Annotated in this window: 17 protein-coding genes; 8 read left to right on the top strand and 9 right to left on the bottom strand. The window is 52.4% G+C overall.

The window, feature by feature from the left end; all coding sequences use genetic code 11:
• Positions 1–268: iron chelate uptake ABC transporter family permease subunit (locus FVB43_RS09620; protein ID WP_167863861.1), on the bottom strand; the 268-nt coding region annotated here is incomplete at its 3' end.
• 65 nt (positions 269–333) lie between these two features.
• On the bottom strand, positions 334–1,452 hold the full coding sequence (locus FVB43_RS09625) for an ABC transporter substrate-binding protein (protein WP_133843592.1): 1,119 nt from the start codon (positions 1,450–1,452) through the stop codon (positions 334–336).
• A gap of 151 nt (positions 1,453–1,603) precedes the next feature.
• On the opposite strand from FVB43_RS09625, the gene FVB43_RS09630 reads away from it, so the two are divergent.
• From FVB43_RS09630 to yddG, 8 genes are all read left to right on the top strand, one after another.
• A complete protein-coding gene (locus FVB43_RS09630; RefSeq protein WP_340139004.1) occupies positions 1,604–2,614 on the top strand; it encodes a LacI family DNA-binding transcriptional regulator in 1,011 nt (336 codons plus the stop codon).
• 174 nt (positions 2,615–2,788) lie between these two features.
• A complete protein-coding gene (locus FVB43_RS24945; protein WP_478280025.1) occupies positions 2,789–2,875 on the top strand; it encodes a protein YdgV in 87 nt (28 codons plus the stop codon).
• A gap of 91 nt (positions 2,876–2,966) precedes the next feature.
• A complete protein-coding gene (gene mdtJ, locus FVB43_RS09635; RefSeq protein WP_133843594.1) occupies positions 2,967–3,311 on the top strand; it encodes a multidrug/spermidine efflux SMR transporter subunit MdtJ in 345 nt (114 codons plus the stop codon).
• On the top strand, positions 3,298–3,627 hold the full coding sequence (mdtI, locus tag FVB43_RS09640; RefSeq protein WP_133843596.1) for a multidrug/spermidine efflux SMR transporter subunit MdtI: 330 nt from the start codon (positions 3,298–3,300) through the stop codon (positions 3,625–3,627). Before mdtJ ends, mdtI begins: the two co-directional genes overlap by 14 nt.
• Before the next feature lie 180 nt (positions 3,628–3,807).
• Positions 3,808–5,640 carry a beta-glucoside-specific PTS transporter subunit IIABC gene (locus tag FVB43_RS09645; RefSeq protein ID WP_159337402.1) on the top strand — a complete coding sequence of 611 codons (1,833 nt, stop codon included), beginning with the start codon at positions 3,808–3,810 and terminating at the stop codon, positions 5,638–5,640.
• Positions 5,637–7,103, top strand: coding sequence for a glycoside hydrolase family 1 protein (locus tag FVB43_RS09650; RefSeq protein ID WP_133843601.1), 1,467 nt, complete (start codon positions 5,637–5,639; stop codon positions 7,101–7,103). Before FVB43_RS09645 ends, FVB43_RS09650 begins: the two co-directional genes overlap by 4 nt.
• A gap of 19 nt (positions 7,104–7,122) precedes the next feature.
• A complete protein-coding gene (locus FVB43_RS09655) occupies positions 7,123–7,956 on the top strand; it encodes a PRD domain-containing protein (RefSeq protein WP_167863862.1) in 834 nt (277 codons plus the stop codon).
• Between the two features lie 77 nt (positions 7,957–8,033).
• On the top strand, positions 8,034–8,918 hold the full coding sequence (yddG, locus tag FVB43_RS09660; RefSeq protein WP_133843605.1) for an aromatic amino acid DMT transporter YddG: 885 nt from the start codon (positions 8,034–8,036) through the stop codon (positions 8,916–8,918).
• 91 nt (positions 8,919–9,009) lie between these two features.
• On the opposite strand, the gene FVB43_RS09665 is transcribed toward yddG, so the two are convergent.
• The 7 genes from FVB43_RS09665 to FVB43_RS09695 all read right to left on the bottom strand — a co-directional run bounded on the left by FVB43_RS09665 (position 9,010) and on the right by FVB43_RS09695 (position 15,875).
• On the bottom strand, positions 9,010–10,260 hold the full coding sequence (locus FVB43_RS09665) for an MFS transporter (protein WP_167863863.1): 1,251 nt from the start codon (positions 10,258–10,260) through the stop codon (positions 9,010–9,012).
• Positions 10,261–10,323: 63 nt separating this feature from the next.
• A complete protein-coding gene (locus tag FVB43_RS09670) occupies positions 10,324–11,286 on the bottom strand; it encodes a VOC family protein (RefSeq protein ID WP_133843609.1) in 963 nt (320 codons plus the stop codon).
• Positions 11,287–11,310: 24 nt separating this feature from the next.
• Complete coding sequence (gene maiA / locus FVB43_RS09675; protein WP_167863864.1) at positions 11,311–11,946, bottom strand: maleylacetoacetate isomerase; 636 nt, start codon at positions 11,944–11,946, stop codon at positions 11,311–11,313.
• Positions 11,947–12,266: 320 nt separating this feature from the next.
• Positions 12,267–13,025, bottom strand: a complete 759-nt coding sequence (locus FVB43_RS09680) for an iron ABC transporter ATP-binding protein (protein ID WP_167863865.1) — start codon at positions 13,023–13,025, stop codon at positions 12,267–12,269.
• Positions 13,022–13,984 carry an iron chelate uptake ABC transporter family permease subunit gene (locus FVB43_RS09685; protein ID WP_133843614.1) on the bottom strand — a complete coding sequence of 321 codons (963 nt, stop codon included), beginning with the start codon at positions 13,982–13,984 and terminating at the stop codon, positions 13,022–13,024. The genes FVB43_RS09680 and FVB43_RS09685 overlap by 4 nt, the downstream gene beginning before the upstream one ends.
• Positions 13,974–14,933 carry an ABC transporter permease gene (locus tag FVB43_RS09690; protein WP_167863866.1) on the bottom strand — a complete coding sequence of 320 codons (960 nt, stop codon included), beginning with the start codon at positions 14,931–14,933 and terminating at the stop codon, positions 13,974–13,976. The genes FVB43_RS09685 and FVB43_RS09690 overlap by 11 nt, the downstream gene beginning before the upstream one ends.
• Positions 14,934–15,875: a siderophore ABC transporter substrate-binding protein gene (locus tag FVB43_RS09695; RefSeq protein WP_133843618.1), complete on the bottom strand. Its 942-nt coding sequence runs from the start codon at positions 15,873–15,875 to the stop codon at positions 14,934–14,936.
• Positions 15,876–16,213: the final 338 nt, after the last annotated feature.

Below are 16,213 nucleotides of genomic sequence, written 5' to 3' on the forward strand. Positions count from 1 at the left end.
CCCCCAGCGCGGCCCCCACCACCAGCGCCATCAGCGCCATCGGCAGGCGAAACTCACGCACAATAGCATCGGTCATGGCCGCACGTTCACCGATGCCGGTCAGTGAACGAATCACTTCAGAGGGCGCCAGCATCGACGGGCCGGTAGCAATATCCAGCACAAGACAGAGAGCGGTCAGCAGCAGGAAGAGGAATACGTAGCGCCAGCGTTTGCCTTCACGCGCGCGATGCGCAGCAATGGCTGCACGGTTGTCGGTGGGAGTGTTCATTCAGCGGTCCTGTGTCACAACAAGGGGCGGCCCAGAAGCGGCCGCCCTTGCGGGATATCTTCAACTTACTCTTTTACACTCACCACAAACGTCCCTTCCGGGGTAACCGGCAGGTATTTTTTGTAGAAGTTCAGATAGTTAGCCAGCGGGTCGATATCCTTAAACAGCTCAGGATAAAGCTGCTTCGCCATATACTGCACCATCGCGAAGTCAGACAGCGTGCGCGATGCGCCCTGATAAACGCCAAAGACTTTGCCATTTTTCACCGCCGGTAACTCGTTCCAGCCACGACGTTGTTCAAAGCCTTTCAGCTTCGTGCGCGCTTCAGCAAGATCCACGCCCTGGCCCATCGGCAGCGCATGCGGATTTTTGTTGTTCTCACGGCCGGAGATAAAGATCGCATCCGGTTTTGAAGCCAGCACCTGCTCAGGGTTCAACGGGCCCCACCACTCCACGAACGGCGTGGCGATATTATTGCCGCCAGCGGCGGTTGCCATTGAGCCCCACATATTTTTGCCGTAGGTAAAGGAGTACTCTTCCGGGCCTTTATTGCCGAACTCAACATACACTTTTGGCTGAGGTTTACCCGCCGCAGCAATACGATCCGCCACCTGCTTCAATGCACCGGCATACAGTGCCGCCATTTCACTGGCGCGCGCATCCTGCCCGGTCAGCGTGCCCAGCACGCGGGTGGAGGCCACATGGCGCTCAACGGTCTGCGCGTTGTAGTCGACGACCACAATCGGGATACCCTGTTTTTCAATGCGCTGAACATCCTGGCCCAGAGCCTGGAACTGCCAGTCGGCAAGAATGACCAGATCCGGGTTCAGACTCAGCACTTTTTCTACCGAGAAGCTCTGTGCTTCCACTTCACCCACATCCGGGATGTTTTTCAGCGATGGACGATGCGCGACGTGCATATTCCAGTTCGCTGGCACCCAGCCTTCCCAGGCTTCACGGGAAATCCCTACGACAGAGTCATAGGCTTTTTCGCCCCCCACGGACATGTAGTCTTCAAAGTAAAAGCCCAGCACGACGCGCTTAGCGGGCAGGTCAACTTTCACTTCACGGCCAATGACATCGGTCAGGGTCTGGACTTTTGCCGATACGGAGGTGGTCACCGCAAGTACAGCAAACGATAACGCGCAAGCCAGCGCGCGCGGGTTAAACAGAGAGGTATTCATGGATGCAGGTTCCTGGTAAGAAACTAAAGGCAAATAAAAATGATTATCAGTTAGATTTGACACGGTTTTTTACACAATTAAACGATTTCCTGCAACTCATTTAACCGCTACATTATTTCTCTACGGAACGGATAACCTCAGAAAGACCTCAATGATGAAATTTTCCATTAAACAGATCGCCGCCCAGGCAGGCGTCAGTAAAGCCACGGTAGACCGCGCCCTGCACAATCGCGGTGCCGTTCATGCCCAAACCGAACGAAGGATCTCGCAGGCAATCCGCGATCTGGAGCAGCAGCAGCGCATGAATCTGGCCAGCGGCAGAACCCTTACCATTGATGTCATCATGCATACTCCCGCCCGCTTCAGCCAGCTGGTCACCGATGCGCTGCTGGCCGAGCTGGGCAGCTTTGCCCCCTTTCGTCTCACCCTGCGACTGCATCTTTTCGAGGAGATCAGCGCGCAGAAGATCCGCCAGCTGATGCTACGCTGCGCCAGCGACAGTTACGGCATCATCCTGAAAGCGGAAAGCAGCCGGGACCTGACGCAGGTGATTGAAGAGCTGCTTAAACAGCGCGTGCCGGTGGTCACACTGGTGACCGACCTGCCGGACAGCCAGCGTATTCGCTATGTGGGCATGGACAATTCGTCTGCGGGTAAAACCGCCGCCTGGTTGATGTCCCGCCTGCTGGGGCAGCATCAGCCGGACGTGGCGGTGGTCACGGGCAGTGCGCATTTTCTGGGTGAGGAAGAGCGCGCAGACGGGTTCTGTGCCGCGATGTCGACGATGGCACCGGGGCTGAAAGTACGCCGGATCAGTGAAGGGTATGGCATTGATTCCCCGACCTACAGCGCCCTGTCACAGCAGTTGGAACAGCATCCATCGCTGGGCGCTGTCTACTGCGCAGGCGGAGGCAACACCGCGATCCTGCGCGCCTTTGCTGATGCGGGGCGCGCGATTGAGGTGTTTATTGGCCATGATCTCGACAGTGAAAACCGTCAGCTACTCAGTGACGGTAAGCTGGATGCGATTATCCAGCATGAATTACAGCAGGACGCCCGACGCATTTTTCACAGTATTCTGGCGTTTCACGGTTTTATTTCGCCTCCCGAAGAACAGACGCCATTTTCTAAAGTCAGCGTTATCACGCCTTACAACATGTAAGGCAGTGAAATCGACTGCAAATAACGTAAAAAACCAGCGTAAAGAATTGCAAATTAACCAGCATAACCCTCAATGATCGGGTAAAAGAGGAGCAACATTAACCACCGAGGACAATTTTCTTTCCGCATCGACGAGAAGCAACAACGCGGATAAGTTGTAAATATTATGGATAATATGTGCAAGGCCTGGCAAAACCGCTCTTCCCTTTTTTCTTCCGCTTATTCCCTTTCCGGTGAACAACACTGGCGTAACGCGCTTTAGTCCCCTTTCCTAAAACATATCCCCTGCTGTTTCAGGCAGCCTGACTTCTTTTCGGGCTGGCGTGTAGTTGTGTTTGTTGATGGAAAAAATCATGTTTTACTGGATGTTACTGGCACTGGCGATCGCTCTTGAGATCACCGGGACGCTGTTTATGAAGTGGTCGAGCGTCAGCGATAATCAGCTGGGATATTTCCTCATGCTGATCATGATTGCCCTCTCTTATATTGCCCTTTCCGTTTCGATTAAAAAAATTGCGCTCGGCGTTGCCTATGCCATGTGGGAAGGGATCGGTATTTTATTTATTACGCTGTTCAGCGTGCTGTTATTCGATGAGTCGATCTCGCCCGCCAAAATGCTCGGTCTGGCGACGCTGGTCGCGGGTATTGCCCTGATTAAATCAGGTACCACCAGCAGGAGGCAGCATGCAAGCGTTTGAATGGGTACACGCCGTCTGGCTGTGCGCAGCGACCCTGCTGGAAATCGCTGCCAATATCTTCCTTAAACTGTCGAATGGTTTTAAGCATAAAGTCTGGGGCGTGCTGTCACTGCTGGCCGTACTGGCGGCCTTTAGTGCGCTGTCGCAGGCAGTAAAAGGCATTGAGCTGTCTGTCGCTTACGCATTATGGGGTGGATTCGGGCTGGTCGCGACCATTGCAGCAGGCTGGGTAATGTTCGGGCAGCGCCTCAATTACAAAGGCTGGATTGGGGTGGCACTGCTACTGATGGGCATGGTGCTGATCAAGCTGGCCTGATCTCTATCTGCCATACCGCTCACAAATTCTGTTCTGCAAAACGCAATCTGGTTGCCTTTAACCGCGACAAAATATAGAAGTGATCCCAGGCGTGTCACTGGTATCCACCAGGCAAGACCTGAAGCTCTCTCTCACCGGAGGGCTTCAGGTCTTTTTTTTTGCGCAAAAGAGGGTCGTCAGATGAACCACATGGAAACGGCAAAGCAAATTATTACCCTGGTGGGTGGCATCAATAACATTGACCACATTGAGCACTGCTCAACCCGCCTGCGGCTGACGCTCAATGACAACGGGCTGGTCCAGCAGAGCGCGCTGGAAAAAGTGCCCGGCATCCTCGGCGTGCGCGTCAATGTGCAGTGCCAGGTGATCATTGGCAAAGAGGTGATCGGCATTTATGAGGCCGTGCGAGACATGGCCGCCGGGCGCGAGCCGGGTACGAAAACCGCGTCTGCACGCGTCAGCCCCGGAGCCTGGTTTATCGACTTTGTAATCAGCATTTTCCAGCCGCTGATCCCGGCGATTGCCGGTGGCGGGGTACTGAAATCCCTGCTGCTTTTGCTGGATCTGATGGGCTGGCTCAGCCGCAGCAGCTCCACCTGGAAAGTGCTGGATAACATCGGTTCCGCCCCGCTCTACTTCCTGCCGATCCTGGTGGCGATCACCACCGCCACCAAGCTGAAGGTGAATATTCTGGTGGCTGTCTCCGCGGTGTCGGTGATGGTGCTGCCCGCGATGGCCAAACAGCTGGCAGAGGGCGCGCAGTTTCTCTCCCTCGACCTGCAAAATGTCGCTTATGCCTCGCAGGTGTTTCCCGCCATTCTGTGCGTCCTGCTCTATGCGCAAACCGAGAAGCTGTTTAACCGCTACTCTCCCTCTGCCGTACGGGTGTTTCTCTCACCGATGCTGTCGCTGATGGTCACCGTGCCGGTAACGCTGCTGTTCCTCGGCCCGCTGGGCTATGAGTTGGGCGCAGGCATGGCCACAGTGATCTTCTGGCTGTTCAGCAAACTGGGTTTTGTGGCTACCGCGCTGCTGGCAGGCGTGCTGCCCTTTATGGTGGCATCCGGGATGCACAAACCGATGATCCCTTACGTCGTGGCCTCCATGTCACAGTTTGGCCGGGAGATGCTCTACCTGCCCGCTTCGCTGGCGCATAACATAGCGGAAGCCGCGACCTGCTTCGCCATCTACTTCAAAAGCCGGGACAAAATTAAAAAATCCACCGCGCTGTCGGCGGCCATTTCCGCCCTGTGCGGCATTACGGAACCGGCGCTGTATGGCATCACGCTACTGAACAAAAAGGCGCTGTATGCGGTGATCGTTGGCAGCGTGATCGGCGGTGGCTTTATTGGCTGGATGGCGGTAGAAGCCTTTGCGCTGGTGGGGCCGGGGCTGGCGAGTATCTCGATGTTTGTCTCCGCCGATAACCCATACAATATCCTCTATGCCCTGCTGGGTGCCGCGCTGGCATTTGTCATCACCTTTGTTGCCACCCTGCTGTTCTGGCATGAAGAGCCGCAGCAGGCGGCCAGCCCCGTTCCCACGACCGTCAGTGACTTCGCGCTCAGCAGCCCGGCAGAGGGCACCGTTATCCCCTTAGCCCAGGTGAATGATGACGTGTTCTCCTCCGGCATGATGGGCGACGGCATTGCGGTGATCCCCACCCGCGGCGCGCTGTTTGCCCCGGCTGACGGCACCATCAGCAGCGTGTTCGAAAGTGGTCACGCGCTCAGCATGCTCACCGACAGCGGCGCAGAGCTGATTTTCCATATTGGCATCGACACCATCAAAATGGACGGTCGCGGCTTCTCTCCTAAGGTTAAAGAAAATCAGTCGGTTAAATCCGGCGATCTGTTAGTTGAGTTCGATCTTGAGGCGATTATCGCCGCCGGATTTGATCCGGTGGTTGTCATGGTGGTGACCAACAGTGAGCGTTTTCAGGTGTCAGCGAACACCTCCGCCACTGCGGTTGACCATCCCTGGAACGTGATGACTTTAAAGGAGTCGGTATGAAACAGAACACCCCGGTTTTCCCCCCAAACTTTCTGTGGGGCGCGGCCATTGCCGCTAACCAGGCCGAAGGCGCATGGAACGTGGCGGGTAAAGGCCCGTCGGTTGCCGATGCCATTGCGCACAAATCCAATCTCGACCTGACGGATTACAGCGGCCATATGGCGCTGACCGATGAGAACATCCAGGATGCACTGAACGGCACTAACGACGCCCGCTACCCGAAACGTCGCGGCATCGACTTCTATCACCGTTATAAAGAGGACCTCGCGCTGTTTGCGGAGATGGGCATTAAAGTGCTGCGCGTTTCCATTGCCTGGTCACGCATCTTCCCCGCGGGCGAAGAGGCCGAGCCCAATGAAGCGGGCCTGCAATTCTATGAAGATCTGTTCCGTGAAATGCGTAAGCACAATATCGAACCGCTGGTCACGCTGTCTCATTATGAGATGCCGCTGAAGCTGAGTGAAAAATACAACGGCTGGGTTGATCGCAAGGTGGTGGATGCCTTTGTGCACTACAGCAATGCCTGCTTTGATCGCTATAAAGATCTGGTGCGCTACTGGCTGACCTTTAACGAGATCGACAGTATTCATCGCCATCCGTTCACCACCGCCGGGATCCGCGAAGAGAAATGCGCACCCGGCCAGGCGGTGCAGGACATCTATCAGGGGCTGCATCACCAGTTTGTTGCCTCGGCGCTGGTGACGCGTGACTGTCATGCGAAAATCCCCGGCAGCCAGGTGGGTTGTATGCTGACCAAACTGACAACCTATTCCCGCACCTGCCATCCGCAGGATGTGGAAGCCACGCTGAAGAAGAACCTGGAAAATTACTTCTACACCGATGTTCAGGTCAAAGGCGAATACCCGCCGCTGATCCTGCGCGACCTGGAACGGCGCGGTATTCATCTGGAAATGCAGCCTGACGATCTGACGATCCTGCGCCAGCACACCGTCGACTTCCTGTCGTTCAGTTACTACATGTCGATCACCGAATCCACCCAGCCCGATGCCGAGCGCATTCCGGGCAATACCGTTCTGGGCGTCAAAAACCCCTACCTGCCGGCGTCAGAATGGGGATGGCAGATTGACCCGGTCGGCCTGAAAATTTCGTTGCTGGAGCTGTATGACCGCTACCAGAAACCGCTGTTTATTGTCGAGAATGGCCTGGGGGCAAAAGACGTGGTGGTCGAGGGACAGATACACGATGACTACCGCATTGACTACTTCAGATCACACTTTGAACAAATGCAGGCCGCGATTGATGAAGGTGTTGATCTGTTGGGCTTTACCAGTTGGGGAACCATTGACATTATTAGTGCCGGCACATCGCAGATGTCCAAACGTTACGGCTTTATCTACGTCGATCAGGATGATGAAGGACAAGGCAGCCTGGCGCGTCTGCGTAAAGATTCGTTTTACTGGTATCAACAGGTTATTGCCAGTAACGGCAGCGACCTGAGCTGACCGTCAAGGAACTCTCTCGATGAAAGTGAAGAAATCGCTGAATAACAGCATGCTGCTGGTCCAACGGGACCAGAGCGAGCTGATTCTGTTCGGCAAGGGGATCGGCTTTGGTGCCAAACCCGGTGCTGATGTGGATAGGGATGCCATCGAACAGGTGTTTATCCCACTGGAAGGGGTTAAAACTCAGCACTTTCTCTCACTCACCGATACGGTTCCGGCAGCGTATTTTGACCTGACCCACGACATCATTGCGCTGGCGCAAAAACAGTACGTTGAGAAACTGAACAACGTACTGTTTTTCACCCTGGCGGAGCATCTTTTCTATGCGGTTGAGCGCTGCAAAGCGGGCAATCCGCTGGCAAATAAGCTGAACTGGGAAGTGAAGCGTTATTACCCACGTGAATATCAGATCGGCGTGCAGGCGCGCGACCTCGCCAACGACCGTTTTCGGGTGGTGCTGGATGATGACGAAGCGGTACATATCGCCTTTCATCTGATTAATGCCTCCGGCGATCCGGACAGCGGGGATGCGCATCAGCAGGTTCAGTTAGTGAACCGTATTGCCGAAATCATCAGATATAAATTGAATAGAAATATCGATATTAACAGCGTGAATTACAATCGCTTTATTACCCACCTGCGTTATTTCGCCGAGCGCGTGATGGCACAAAAAATCGCAACACAGCACAGTGATGACTTTTATCACGAGATGATGAAGTTCCACCCACAGGCAATGTCGATTGCCTGTACCGTACGCGACTATATTCAGGAAAAATATCAGTACCGCTTACCTAATGATGAATTAACCTGGATGGGTATTCATATCAGCCGTTTAGCGGATACGACATCATAAGCCATCAATTCGATGTGAAAAGGCCCTCTACCCTGTAAAATCCTCACGGATAACATCATCACAGCAGGGACCGCACCATGACTCACAAAAAAGCCACGCTGACCGGGCTTATCGCCATCATTCTGTGGAGCGCCATTGTCGGGCTGATACGCGGTGTCAGTGAGGGGCTCGGCGCTGTCGGCGGAGCCGCGATGATCTACACGCTCAGCTCGCTGCTGTTGCTGCTGACGGTGGGATTCCCGAAGGTAAAAACATTTCCCCGCGCCTATCTGCTGTTGGGCAGCCTGCTGTTTGTCAGCTATGAAATCTGCCTGTCTCTCTCGCTGGGCTATGCCCGTAGCGGCACGCAGGCGATTGAAGTGGGCATGGTGAACTATCTCTGGCCCAGCCTCACCGTCCTGTTATCCGTGTTTATCGCCCGGCAAAAATGCAGCCTGCTGATCGTCCCGGGAATGGCGGTCTCCCTCGTCGGGATCGCCAAAGTGCTGGCGGGTGAGCATACGTTGTCGCTGGCGGAGATCGGCAATAACATCGCCTCAAATCCCCTCAGTTATGGGCTGGCCCTCGCGGGCGCCGTGATCTGGGCAATTTACTGCGTACTGACGCAAAAAATAGCCCGGGGAAGTAACGGCATCACACTGTTCTTTATGCTGACCGCACTGGCGTTGTGGATAAAATATTTCTCTGCACCTCAGCCAGAGATGGCCATCACGTTTCCGGTGCTGGTGAGTCTGGCACTGGCTGCGCTGGCAATGGGCCTGGGTTATGCGGCATGGAACATCGGCATCCTGCACGGTAATGTGACGTTGCTGGCCACCGCGTCCTATTTTATTCCCGTGCTTTCGGCCATGCTGGCCGCCTGGATGCTGAACGCCAGCCTGTCGGTCAACTTCTGGCAAGGCGCTGGCATGGTCAGTCTCGGCTCGCTGCTGTGCTGGTGGTCAACGCGTATCAAAACCTAACCCCCCCCCTGCTTTCACGTCAGCAACGCTAAGTGTACCGATGTCGCGAATGGCGGTCGCTTCCCCGCTACGCGGACGAAGTGACCTGATCTCATTTTTCAAGAGGGATCGGTTCAGGCAATGATTCCAGGCTCGCCAGTTTTGAAACACCTGCCGTATAAATAATAATGAACTGAATCAGAAAACCAATCAAAACAACCCAGATGCAATTATCAATACCAATATATGTTCCCAGCACACCGCCTAATGCCGCCCCAATAGGGCGCGCGCCGAAAGTCGCCATCATCACCAGGGAGGATACACGGCCTAACATATTCTCAGGTGTAATAGCTTGTCGTAAGGTCACGGAAGAAATTGTCCATATTATTGGTCCTACACCGAAGAAAAAATAGCTCAAAATCACAATCGGATAAGAGGGATAAAATAGTGTCACCGCCATCAAAACCGCGCCAAAGAGTGCGCTTGTTGGGCCCAACTTCAGCAGTGTTCCAAAAGATAAACGCCTGCTGATAAATGGCATAATCACTGCACCTGCAACCATCCCAATACCATAAACCCCCATACTGCTGCCAATTAAGTCCGTTGTAAAATTCAGCTTATTCATTGCATAAATAATATATATGGATTGCAATATAAACCATGATATGTTGAAAACAATCGATGTATACAGCATCTGCCTCAGATGTAAATTCCTGGCAACAAACAATGCCCCAACTTTCAAATCCGATAAAATATGTTTTTTCCCTTGCTTAACACGAGGAGGTTCTTTTAAATTTAATATAAGAATAAATGCGACCATCGAAAATATAACAGAAATGACAAAGGACACTGAAACTCCACTATGAGCGATTAAATAACCTGCAATAGTGGGGCCAATAGCCAGTGCAAGGCAGCGGGCTAATTCGACTCGTCCATTCGCTATGGCCATATTATGTTTGGGTACTAATGCAGGAACCAGAGAAGGCACCGCAATACTGTATACCACGGTACTCGTGGCACCAATAAAACCTAACACAGCCAAAACAGGAATAGAAAGACTTGATTTAAATATAAAAAAACAAATAAGTACTAACGACAAAGCGCGTAATACTTCAGCAGTGAGCATCGTCAGCGTTCTTGAAAGTCGATCAACCAACAATCCTGCAGGAATAGACATCAATAAAAAGGGTAGAGTTTGCGTTAACTGTAAGAAACTTATCTCGCTGACAGATGCATTCAAATAAATAGCGGCGTACATTAACGCACCCGCCAAAGCCAATTGTTCCGAAAGTTGAGCAAAAAGATTAGAAAATGAGATCTTATTAAATTCCCGCGGCAACCGCTCTTGCTTTGATGCCATCATACCTGACCGCCTTAACTGAAAATCACATCAAAAAACATCTACACTCATTGAATTTAAAAAAGTTTAATCAATTTTTATTTTCTCTAGCTTATCCATAAATTCACTTTCCTTATCTTTCCACCAGGGAGGAATCATCAGATTACTGCCTAGTGCCTGTGGGGTTTCATCAATACAAAAACCAATATCAGAAGTAGCAAACTCGATGAGAATACCGCCAGGCGATCGTACATAGATAGAATGAAAGTAATTTCTATCTTTAATTTCTGACACATCAGGAAAGCCTAATCCGACAAGGTGTTCTTTAATTTCTAACTGTTCTTTCTCTGTCTCAACAGCAAATGCAATATGGTGCACGATACCTTGTGCAAATCCCCAGGTTCCCTGAGGTAGGGATGGATCGTACAGGACATCGATGGTACGCTGCGGGCCGCCCGCGCCAATATGAAAGCGTTGATAAGCGCCATCTTCAGCGGCCAGCGTCATCTTAAGACCATCCGTGAAAAAACGTGCTTGTTCAGTGTAATCCCGCACAGAAAGTGTCACGCCAAAAATACCTCGAATAGCATGATCGTCATGGATTTCATCAGTTACCCAACCCTGGATATCATTAACCTCTGATTCCGTTAATTCAAAAACAAGTCCAGAGGGGTGTTCAAATTCAATATATTCCGCACCAAATTTATATTTTTTCGTGATGGGTTTTATTAAATGCAAGGATAAACGTTGTTCCCAAAACGCCATCGATCCGGGTGGAATAGCATAGGCAACTGCACTGATCTGGCCGCTTCCTTTTCGCCCTTTGTATCCGAGATCTTTAAAGGGTAGCGTTGTCATAATCGATCCCGCCTGAGCATCCTGACTGCCATAATACAAATGATAAACAGGGTTTTCACCATCAAACAACACGGTTTGTTTGATCATCCTTTGGCCCAGTATTTTTGTAAAAAAATCGACGTCCTCTTGCGCTCCAGAAACCCCGCTGGTTATATGATGGATTCCTGTCAGATGCCCGTTAATAGCATTCATAATTTTTCCTATGCATTTTTATCATTAAACGCCAAGATAAGATTTTTCCAGTGCTTTTTTAAAACCGGGAACCTGAGAAATAATATTATCCAGATACATAATTCTGGGGTAATGATTAAAATCAGAAATGAAACGACGAGCAAGAAACAATTGAGAAGCTAAAAACACGTCAGCAATGGTGGGTTTATCACCATAACAATAACGTCCTTTTTTTGACTCATTAACTAAAATAGCTTCCAATATTTCAAGACCGGACCGTATCCAGTGTACACACCATGCATGAATATCTTGCGGTGTTACATGATGACTGGTCATATACAACCTGACTCGGGCATTTGTTAAAGGTTGCATTTCGCTTGCTATAAACTGGCAGATAGATCTCACCCTTGCCCGATCTTCTGGAGATTCAGGAATAAGTGGATATCTGTCAGGGTACTTCTCTTCTAAGTATTCAATAATAGCGATTGATTGAGTCAAGGTAACATCACCATCAACCAGTGTTGGAACCAGTTTTTGAGGGTTTAATTCATGATACCCCCCTGTCTGATGGGCCCCCTTGGATAAATCCACTTCGATCAGTTTATAATCAAGCTTCTTATATTCCAGTGAAAGGCGAATGCGTATTGATGCTGATGACAAATGAAATGAGTAGAGTTTCATTACATATCCTTATATTTTTCAAAACACATATCCGTTGTTATTCTCACACCGCCCCCAACAATATAAACACCCTATCGACACAACACTCCAAATCTTGCTTTTGCATTCAAAAAACATGGAAATAAAAGTAATCATTGTAAAAACGCCGTGAAACTTTCATAAATGAATTGATGACATGGTGAATTTAATGAGTTCACGAGATGTGAGGTTTCTGTCAATAACACAGACACATTTTGTATACGCAGGAAGATGAGGATGAGATTGATGGTGGTACGCAATAAAATGATGTGCAGGGCAGCACTTTTTCCTGCCCTACTGTGTTAGCGGTAATACATCGCAATACGCTGGCCATTGACCTGCTCAACGGTCACGGGCAGATCGAAGATCTGCTCAATCACCTCTGGCACCATCACCTGCTCAGGCGTACCGCGGAATACCACCTGTCCGTCCTTCATCGCCAGGATGAAGTCGGAGTACGCCGAGGCAAAGTTAATGTCGTGGATCACCAGCACGATGGATTTCTCTAACTGATCGGCGGCGCGTCGTAGCTGCTTCATCATCGCCACGCTGTGCTTCATATCCAGATTGTTCAGCGGCTCGTCCAGCAGGACATATTGCGTGTCCTGGCACAGCACCATCGCCACAAAGGCGCGCTGGCGCTGACCGCCGGATAACTCATCCAGATAGCGATGACGCAACGGCAGCAAATCAAGAAACGCCAGCGACTGCTCAATATGCTGGCGATCATTTTCATTAAGCCGCCCCTTGCTGTAGGGATAACGCCCAAAGCTCACCAGATCCCACACCGTCAGACGGCTGGTAAAATGGTTCTCCTGGCGCAGCACTGACAGTACCTTTGCCAGTTTTTCACTGTTGGCATCGCTGACGTCCAGCGCGTCCACCGTCACCACGCCGCTGTCCGCTTTCAGCAGGCGGCTGATCACCGACAGTAACGTTGACTTGCCGGCACCGTTTGGCCCGATAATAGAGGTAATGCCTGACGATGGCAGGGTTTCGCAGATGTTCTGTAACACCGGCTGAGTATCGTACTGTTTGCTGACCTGCTTAATGTCGATCACTTGGCGCCCTTTCTCAGCAGTAAATAGATGAACAATGCCCCACCGCTAAACTCAATCACCACCGACAGCGTCCCGGCCATATCCAGCAGCCGTTCCAAAATCAACTGCCCGCCCACCAGCGTGATGATGCCAATCAGCACACAGCCGGGCAGCAGATACGCATGTCGCCAGCTTCCCATCAGCGGATAGGCCAGATTGACGATCAGCAGGCCGAGGAACATCATCGGCCCCACCAGCGCGGTCGAGACCGCCACCAGCAGCGAGATCAGCAGCAGTAAACCGGTGACATGACGTTGCCAGGCAATACCAAGCGCAATAGCGCTATCCGGCCCCAGCGCCATCACATCCAGACGGTGACGCAATCGCCAGACCAGCGTGGCAACCACGGCAATCACCCCGGCTGAAATCAGCAGCACATCGCTGTCGGCACGGGTAAACGTGGCGAAGATGCGGCTTTGCAACACCGCGAACTCACCCGGTTCCATCAGGCGCTGCATCAGGCCCGAGATACTGCGGAACAGCGTGCCGCACACCAGGCCTATCAGCAGCACCCGGTGCAGATCCAGCCCGGCGCCCCCTAACAGCCAGCGATACAGCAACGTGGCAAACATCACCAGCAGTGCGCTTTCGGCGATGAAGCGCCCTACGCTGCCCAGCATATTCAGCCCGCCGACATCCAGCGCGAAGATCAGCAGCGTCTGCATCAACACAAACAGCGACTCCAGCCCCATCACCGACGGCGTCAGAATGCGGTTACGGGTCAGGGTCTGAAACAGCAACGTACTGATGCCGGAGGCGAAACCGACCAGCACCATCGTGGCGAGGATCTGCCCGCGATGCCGCAGGATATAAGCGATATTGCCGTGCAGACCGAGGGTCATGAAAATCCCCATCAGCACCAGCAGCAGCGTCGTCAGCAGCAACAGGCGTTTGCCGGGTGACAAAGCATCAGTGCGCATGGCGTTTCGACCTCACAATCAGCACGAGGAAGATCATCGCGCCCAGCACGCCAAGCAGCGCACTGACCGGAATTTCAAACGGGTGGATGATCAGACGGCCGAGAATATCGCAGCCGATCACCAGCATCGCGCCCACCAGTGCCACCCAGGGCACGGTGCGCCGCAGGTTGTCACCCAGCGCCAGGCTGACAATATTAGGCACAATCAACCCCAGGAATGGCAGCACGCCGACCACCACTACCACCACGCCACTGATCATGGCGATCATTGCCATCCCCATCAGCATCACGCGGCGATAGTGCAGCCCGACATTGACCGAAAAATCACGCCCCATGCCCGCCACCGTAAAGCGGTCAGCCATCACCGCTGCCAGCAGTGTGATCGCGCCCACCGCCCACAGCAGTTCATAGCGTCCCTGCATCACGCTGGAAAAGTCGCCTGATTCCCAACCGCCCAGCGACTGGAGCAGATCAAACTTCATCGCAAGGAAGGTGGTGACTGAACTGAAAACCGCGCCCAGCATAATGCCGGCCAGTGGAACCATCAGGGAGGATTTCATACGGATACGCTGGATCATCAGCATAAACAACGCGGTGCCTGCGAGGGCAAACAGTGTGGCAACGCCCATTTTCAGCATGATCGGCGCGGCAGGGCTGATGATCATCACCAGCAGCAGTCCCAGACTGGCAGACTGCGTGGTGCCGACCACCGAAGGCTCAACAAAGCGGTTTTGCGTCAGCATCTGCATCATCAGCCCTGCCACGCTCATCGCGCTCCCCGCCAGCAGTAACGCGGCGGTACGGGGAAAACGGCTGATCAGCAGGATCTCCCGCATTTCAGGATCTGACCACAGACTGAGCAGAGTGACACGGCTGACGCCGACAAACAGGCTGCAAACAATCAGGCCCAGCAGTAATGCCAGGCCTGCAATAAAGGCTACGGATTTCATTTACGGCTGGGTTTTCGTTTTATCCAGCACCTGCTTCACCTGAGTCATCAGATTGCTGTAGCTCTGAATGCCGCCTGCAATATAAAGCGAACCGGAATCGAGATAGACCACCTGCTGTTTTTTCCAGGCATTGGTTTTACGCACCAGCGGGTTATCCAGCACCTGCTGTGCGGATACGCCCTCTTTGCGGCCAATGGCGCTGTCGCGATCCAGCACAAACAGCCAGTCAGGATTCGCTTCCATGATGAACTCAGGCGACACCGCATTACCGTGTTTGCCGGTTTCCGGGAAAGCCGTGGCCGGTTTAAATCCCAGCACATCGTAGATAAAACCAAAACGTGAACCCGGTGAGTGCGCGCTGATCTTGCCGCCGTTAATCATCAGCATCATCGCGCTACCGGCGGTGGCGGACTCTTTACGCACGTCAGCAATCTGGGCATTAAACGCCGCAATCACCTGTTGTGCCTTCTCTTCTTTACCGAAGATCGCTCCCAGTTGTTCGGTACGTTCGGTCAGGCTTTGCACGAAGTGTTTCGGGTCGAGATCCAGTGAGAGGGTCGGGGCAATTTCACTCAGCTTGCCATAGGCATCATGAGCGCGGGCACCGGCCAGAATCAGATCGGGTTTGGCATTGCTCAGGGCTTCAAAGTTGGGTTCAAACAGCGTGCCGGCATTCAGATACGCCTTGCCATTGTACTTCGCCAGATGCTGCGGATAGTGCGCGCTGGTTTGTGGCACCCCCATCGGGTTAATCCCCAGGGCATCAGCAATATCCAGCGTTGCCGGGCTGAGGATCACCACACGTTGCGGATGTTTCGGCACAGCGGTGGAACCCTGCGCGTGCACGACCGTCAGTGCGGGAGCATCTGCTGCAAAAGCCGCAGGCGCACAGGCGAGCATGGCGGAAAACAGCGATAAAACGAAGGCCTGAGGGAAGCGCATTTTCTCTCCTGAGAATCAGATAAGTAGCAAAAATGAGAACGATTCGCGTTCGATTTTGTTGCGGGATAATAACGACTGCCTGGCAGGATGGGTAGACAGAACATGGCATCCGCTGTTCACAAAACAGACAAACCTCACAATCCGTATCAAATAAGAAGATTGCGAGCCAAATGTGAAGGATGCAATCAATTGATTTATAGCGAATTAAATATAACCACTGACTTTTACTGACAAAACTGGCCAATTGTGGAGATTTTAAGGATTCGTATTTCCCACCATAGAAATGATAACAATTATCGTTATCATGCACATTCTCTTACAACACCGAACACTTTGAG

This window comes from Erwinia rhapontici, assembly GCF_012271765.1.
GTDB lineage: Bacteria > Pseudomonadota > Gammaproteobacteria > Enterobacterales > Enterobacteriaceae > Erwinia > Erwinia rhapontici.

Coding starts and splice junctions, on each gene's coding strand:
- FVB43_RS09625 (WP_133843592.1), bottom strand. CDS start 1,452: ATGAATACCTCTCTGTTTAACCCGCGCGCGCTGGCTTGCGCGTTATCG.
- FVB43_RS09630 (WP_340139004.1), top strand. CDS start 1,604: ATGATGAAATTTTCCATTAAACAGATCGCCGCCCAGGCAGGCGTCAGT.
- FVB43_RS24945 (WP_478280025.1), top strand. CDS start 2,789: ATGTGCAAGGCCTGGCAAAACCGCTCTTCCCTTTTTTCTTCCGCTTAT.
- mdtJ (WP_133843594.1), top strand. CDS start 2,967: ATGTTTTACTGGATGTTACTGGCACTGGCGATCGCTCTTGAGATCACC.
- mdtI (WP_133843596.1), top strand. CDS start 3,298: ATGCAAGCGTTTGAATGGGTACACGCCGTCTGGCTGTGCGCAGCGACC.
- FVB43_RS09645 (WP_159337402.1), top strand. CDS start 3,808: ATGAACCACATGGAAACGGCAAAGCAAATTATTACCCTGGTGGGTGGC.
- FVB43_RS09650 (WP_133843601.1), top strand. CDS start 5,637: ATGAAACAGAACACCCCGGTTTTCCCCCCAAACTTTCTGTGGGGCGCG.
- FVB43_RS09655 (WP_167863862.1), top strand. CDS start 7,123: ATGAAAGTGAAGAAATCGCTGAATAACAGCATGCTGCTGGTCCAACGG.
- yddG (WP_133843605.1), top strand. CDS start 8,034: ATGACTCACAAAAAAGCCACGCTGACCGGGCTTATCGCCATCATTCTG.
- FVB43_RS09665 (WP_167863863.1), bottom strand. CDS start 10,260: ATGATGGCATCAAAGCAAGAGCGGTTGCCGCGGGAATTTAATAAGATC.
- FVB43_RS09670 (WP_133843609.1), bottom strand. CDS start 11,286: ATGAATGCTATTAACGGGCATCTGACAGGAATCCATCATATAACCAGC.
- maiA (WP_167863864.1), bottom strand. CDS start 11,946: ATGAAACTCTACTCATTTCATTTGTCATCAGCATCAATACGCATTCGC.
- FVB43_RS09685 (WP_133843614.1), bottom strand. CDS start 13,984: ATGCGCACTGATGCTTTGTCACCCGGCAAACGCCTGTTGCTGCTGACG.
- FVB43_RS09690 (WP_167863866.1), bottom strand. CDS start 14,933: ATGAAATCCGTAGCCTTTATTGCAGGCCTGGCATTACTGCTGGGCCTG.
- FVB43_RS09695 (WP_133843618.1), bottom strand. CDS start 15,875: ATGCGCTTCCCTCAGGCCTTCGTTTTATCGCTGTTTTCCGCCATGCTC.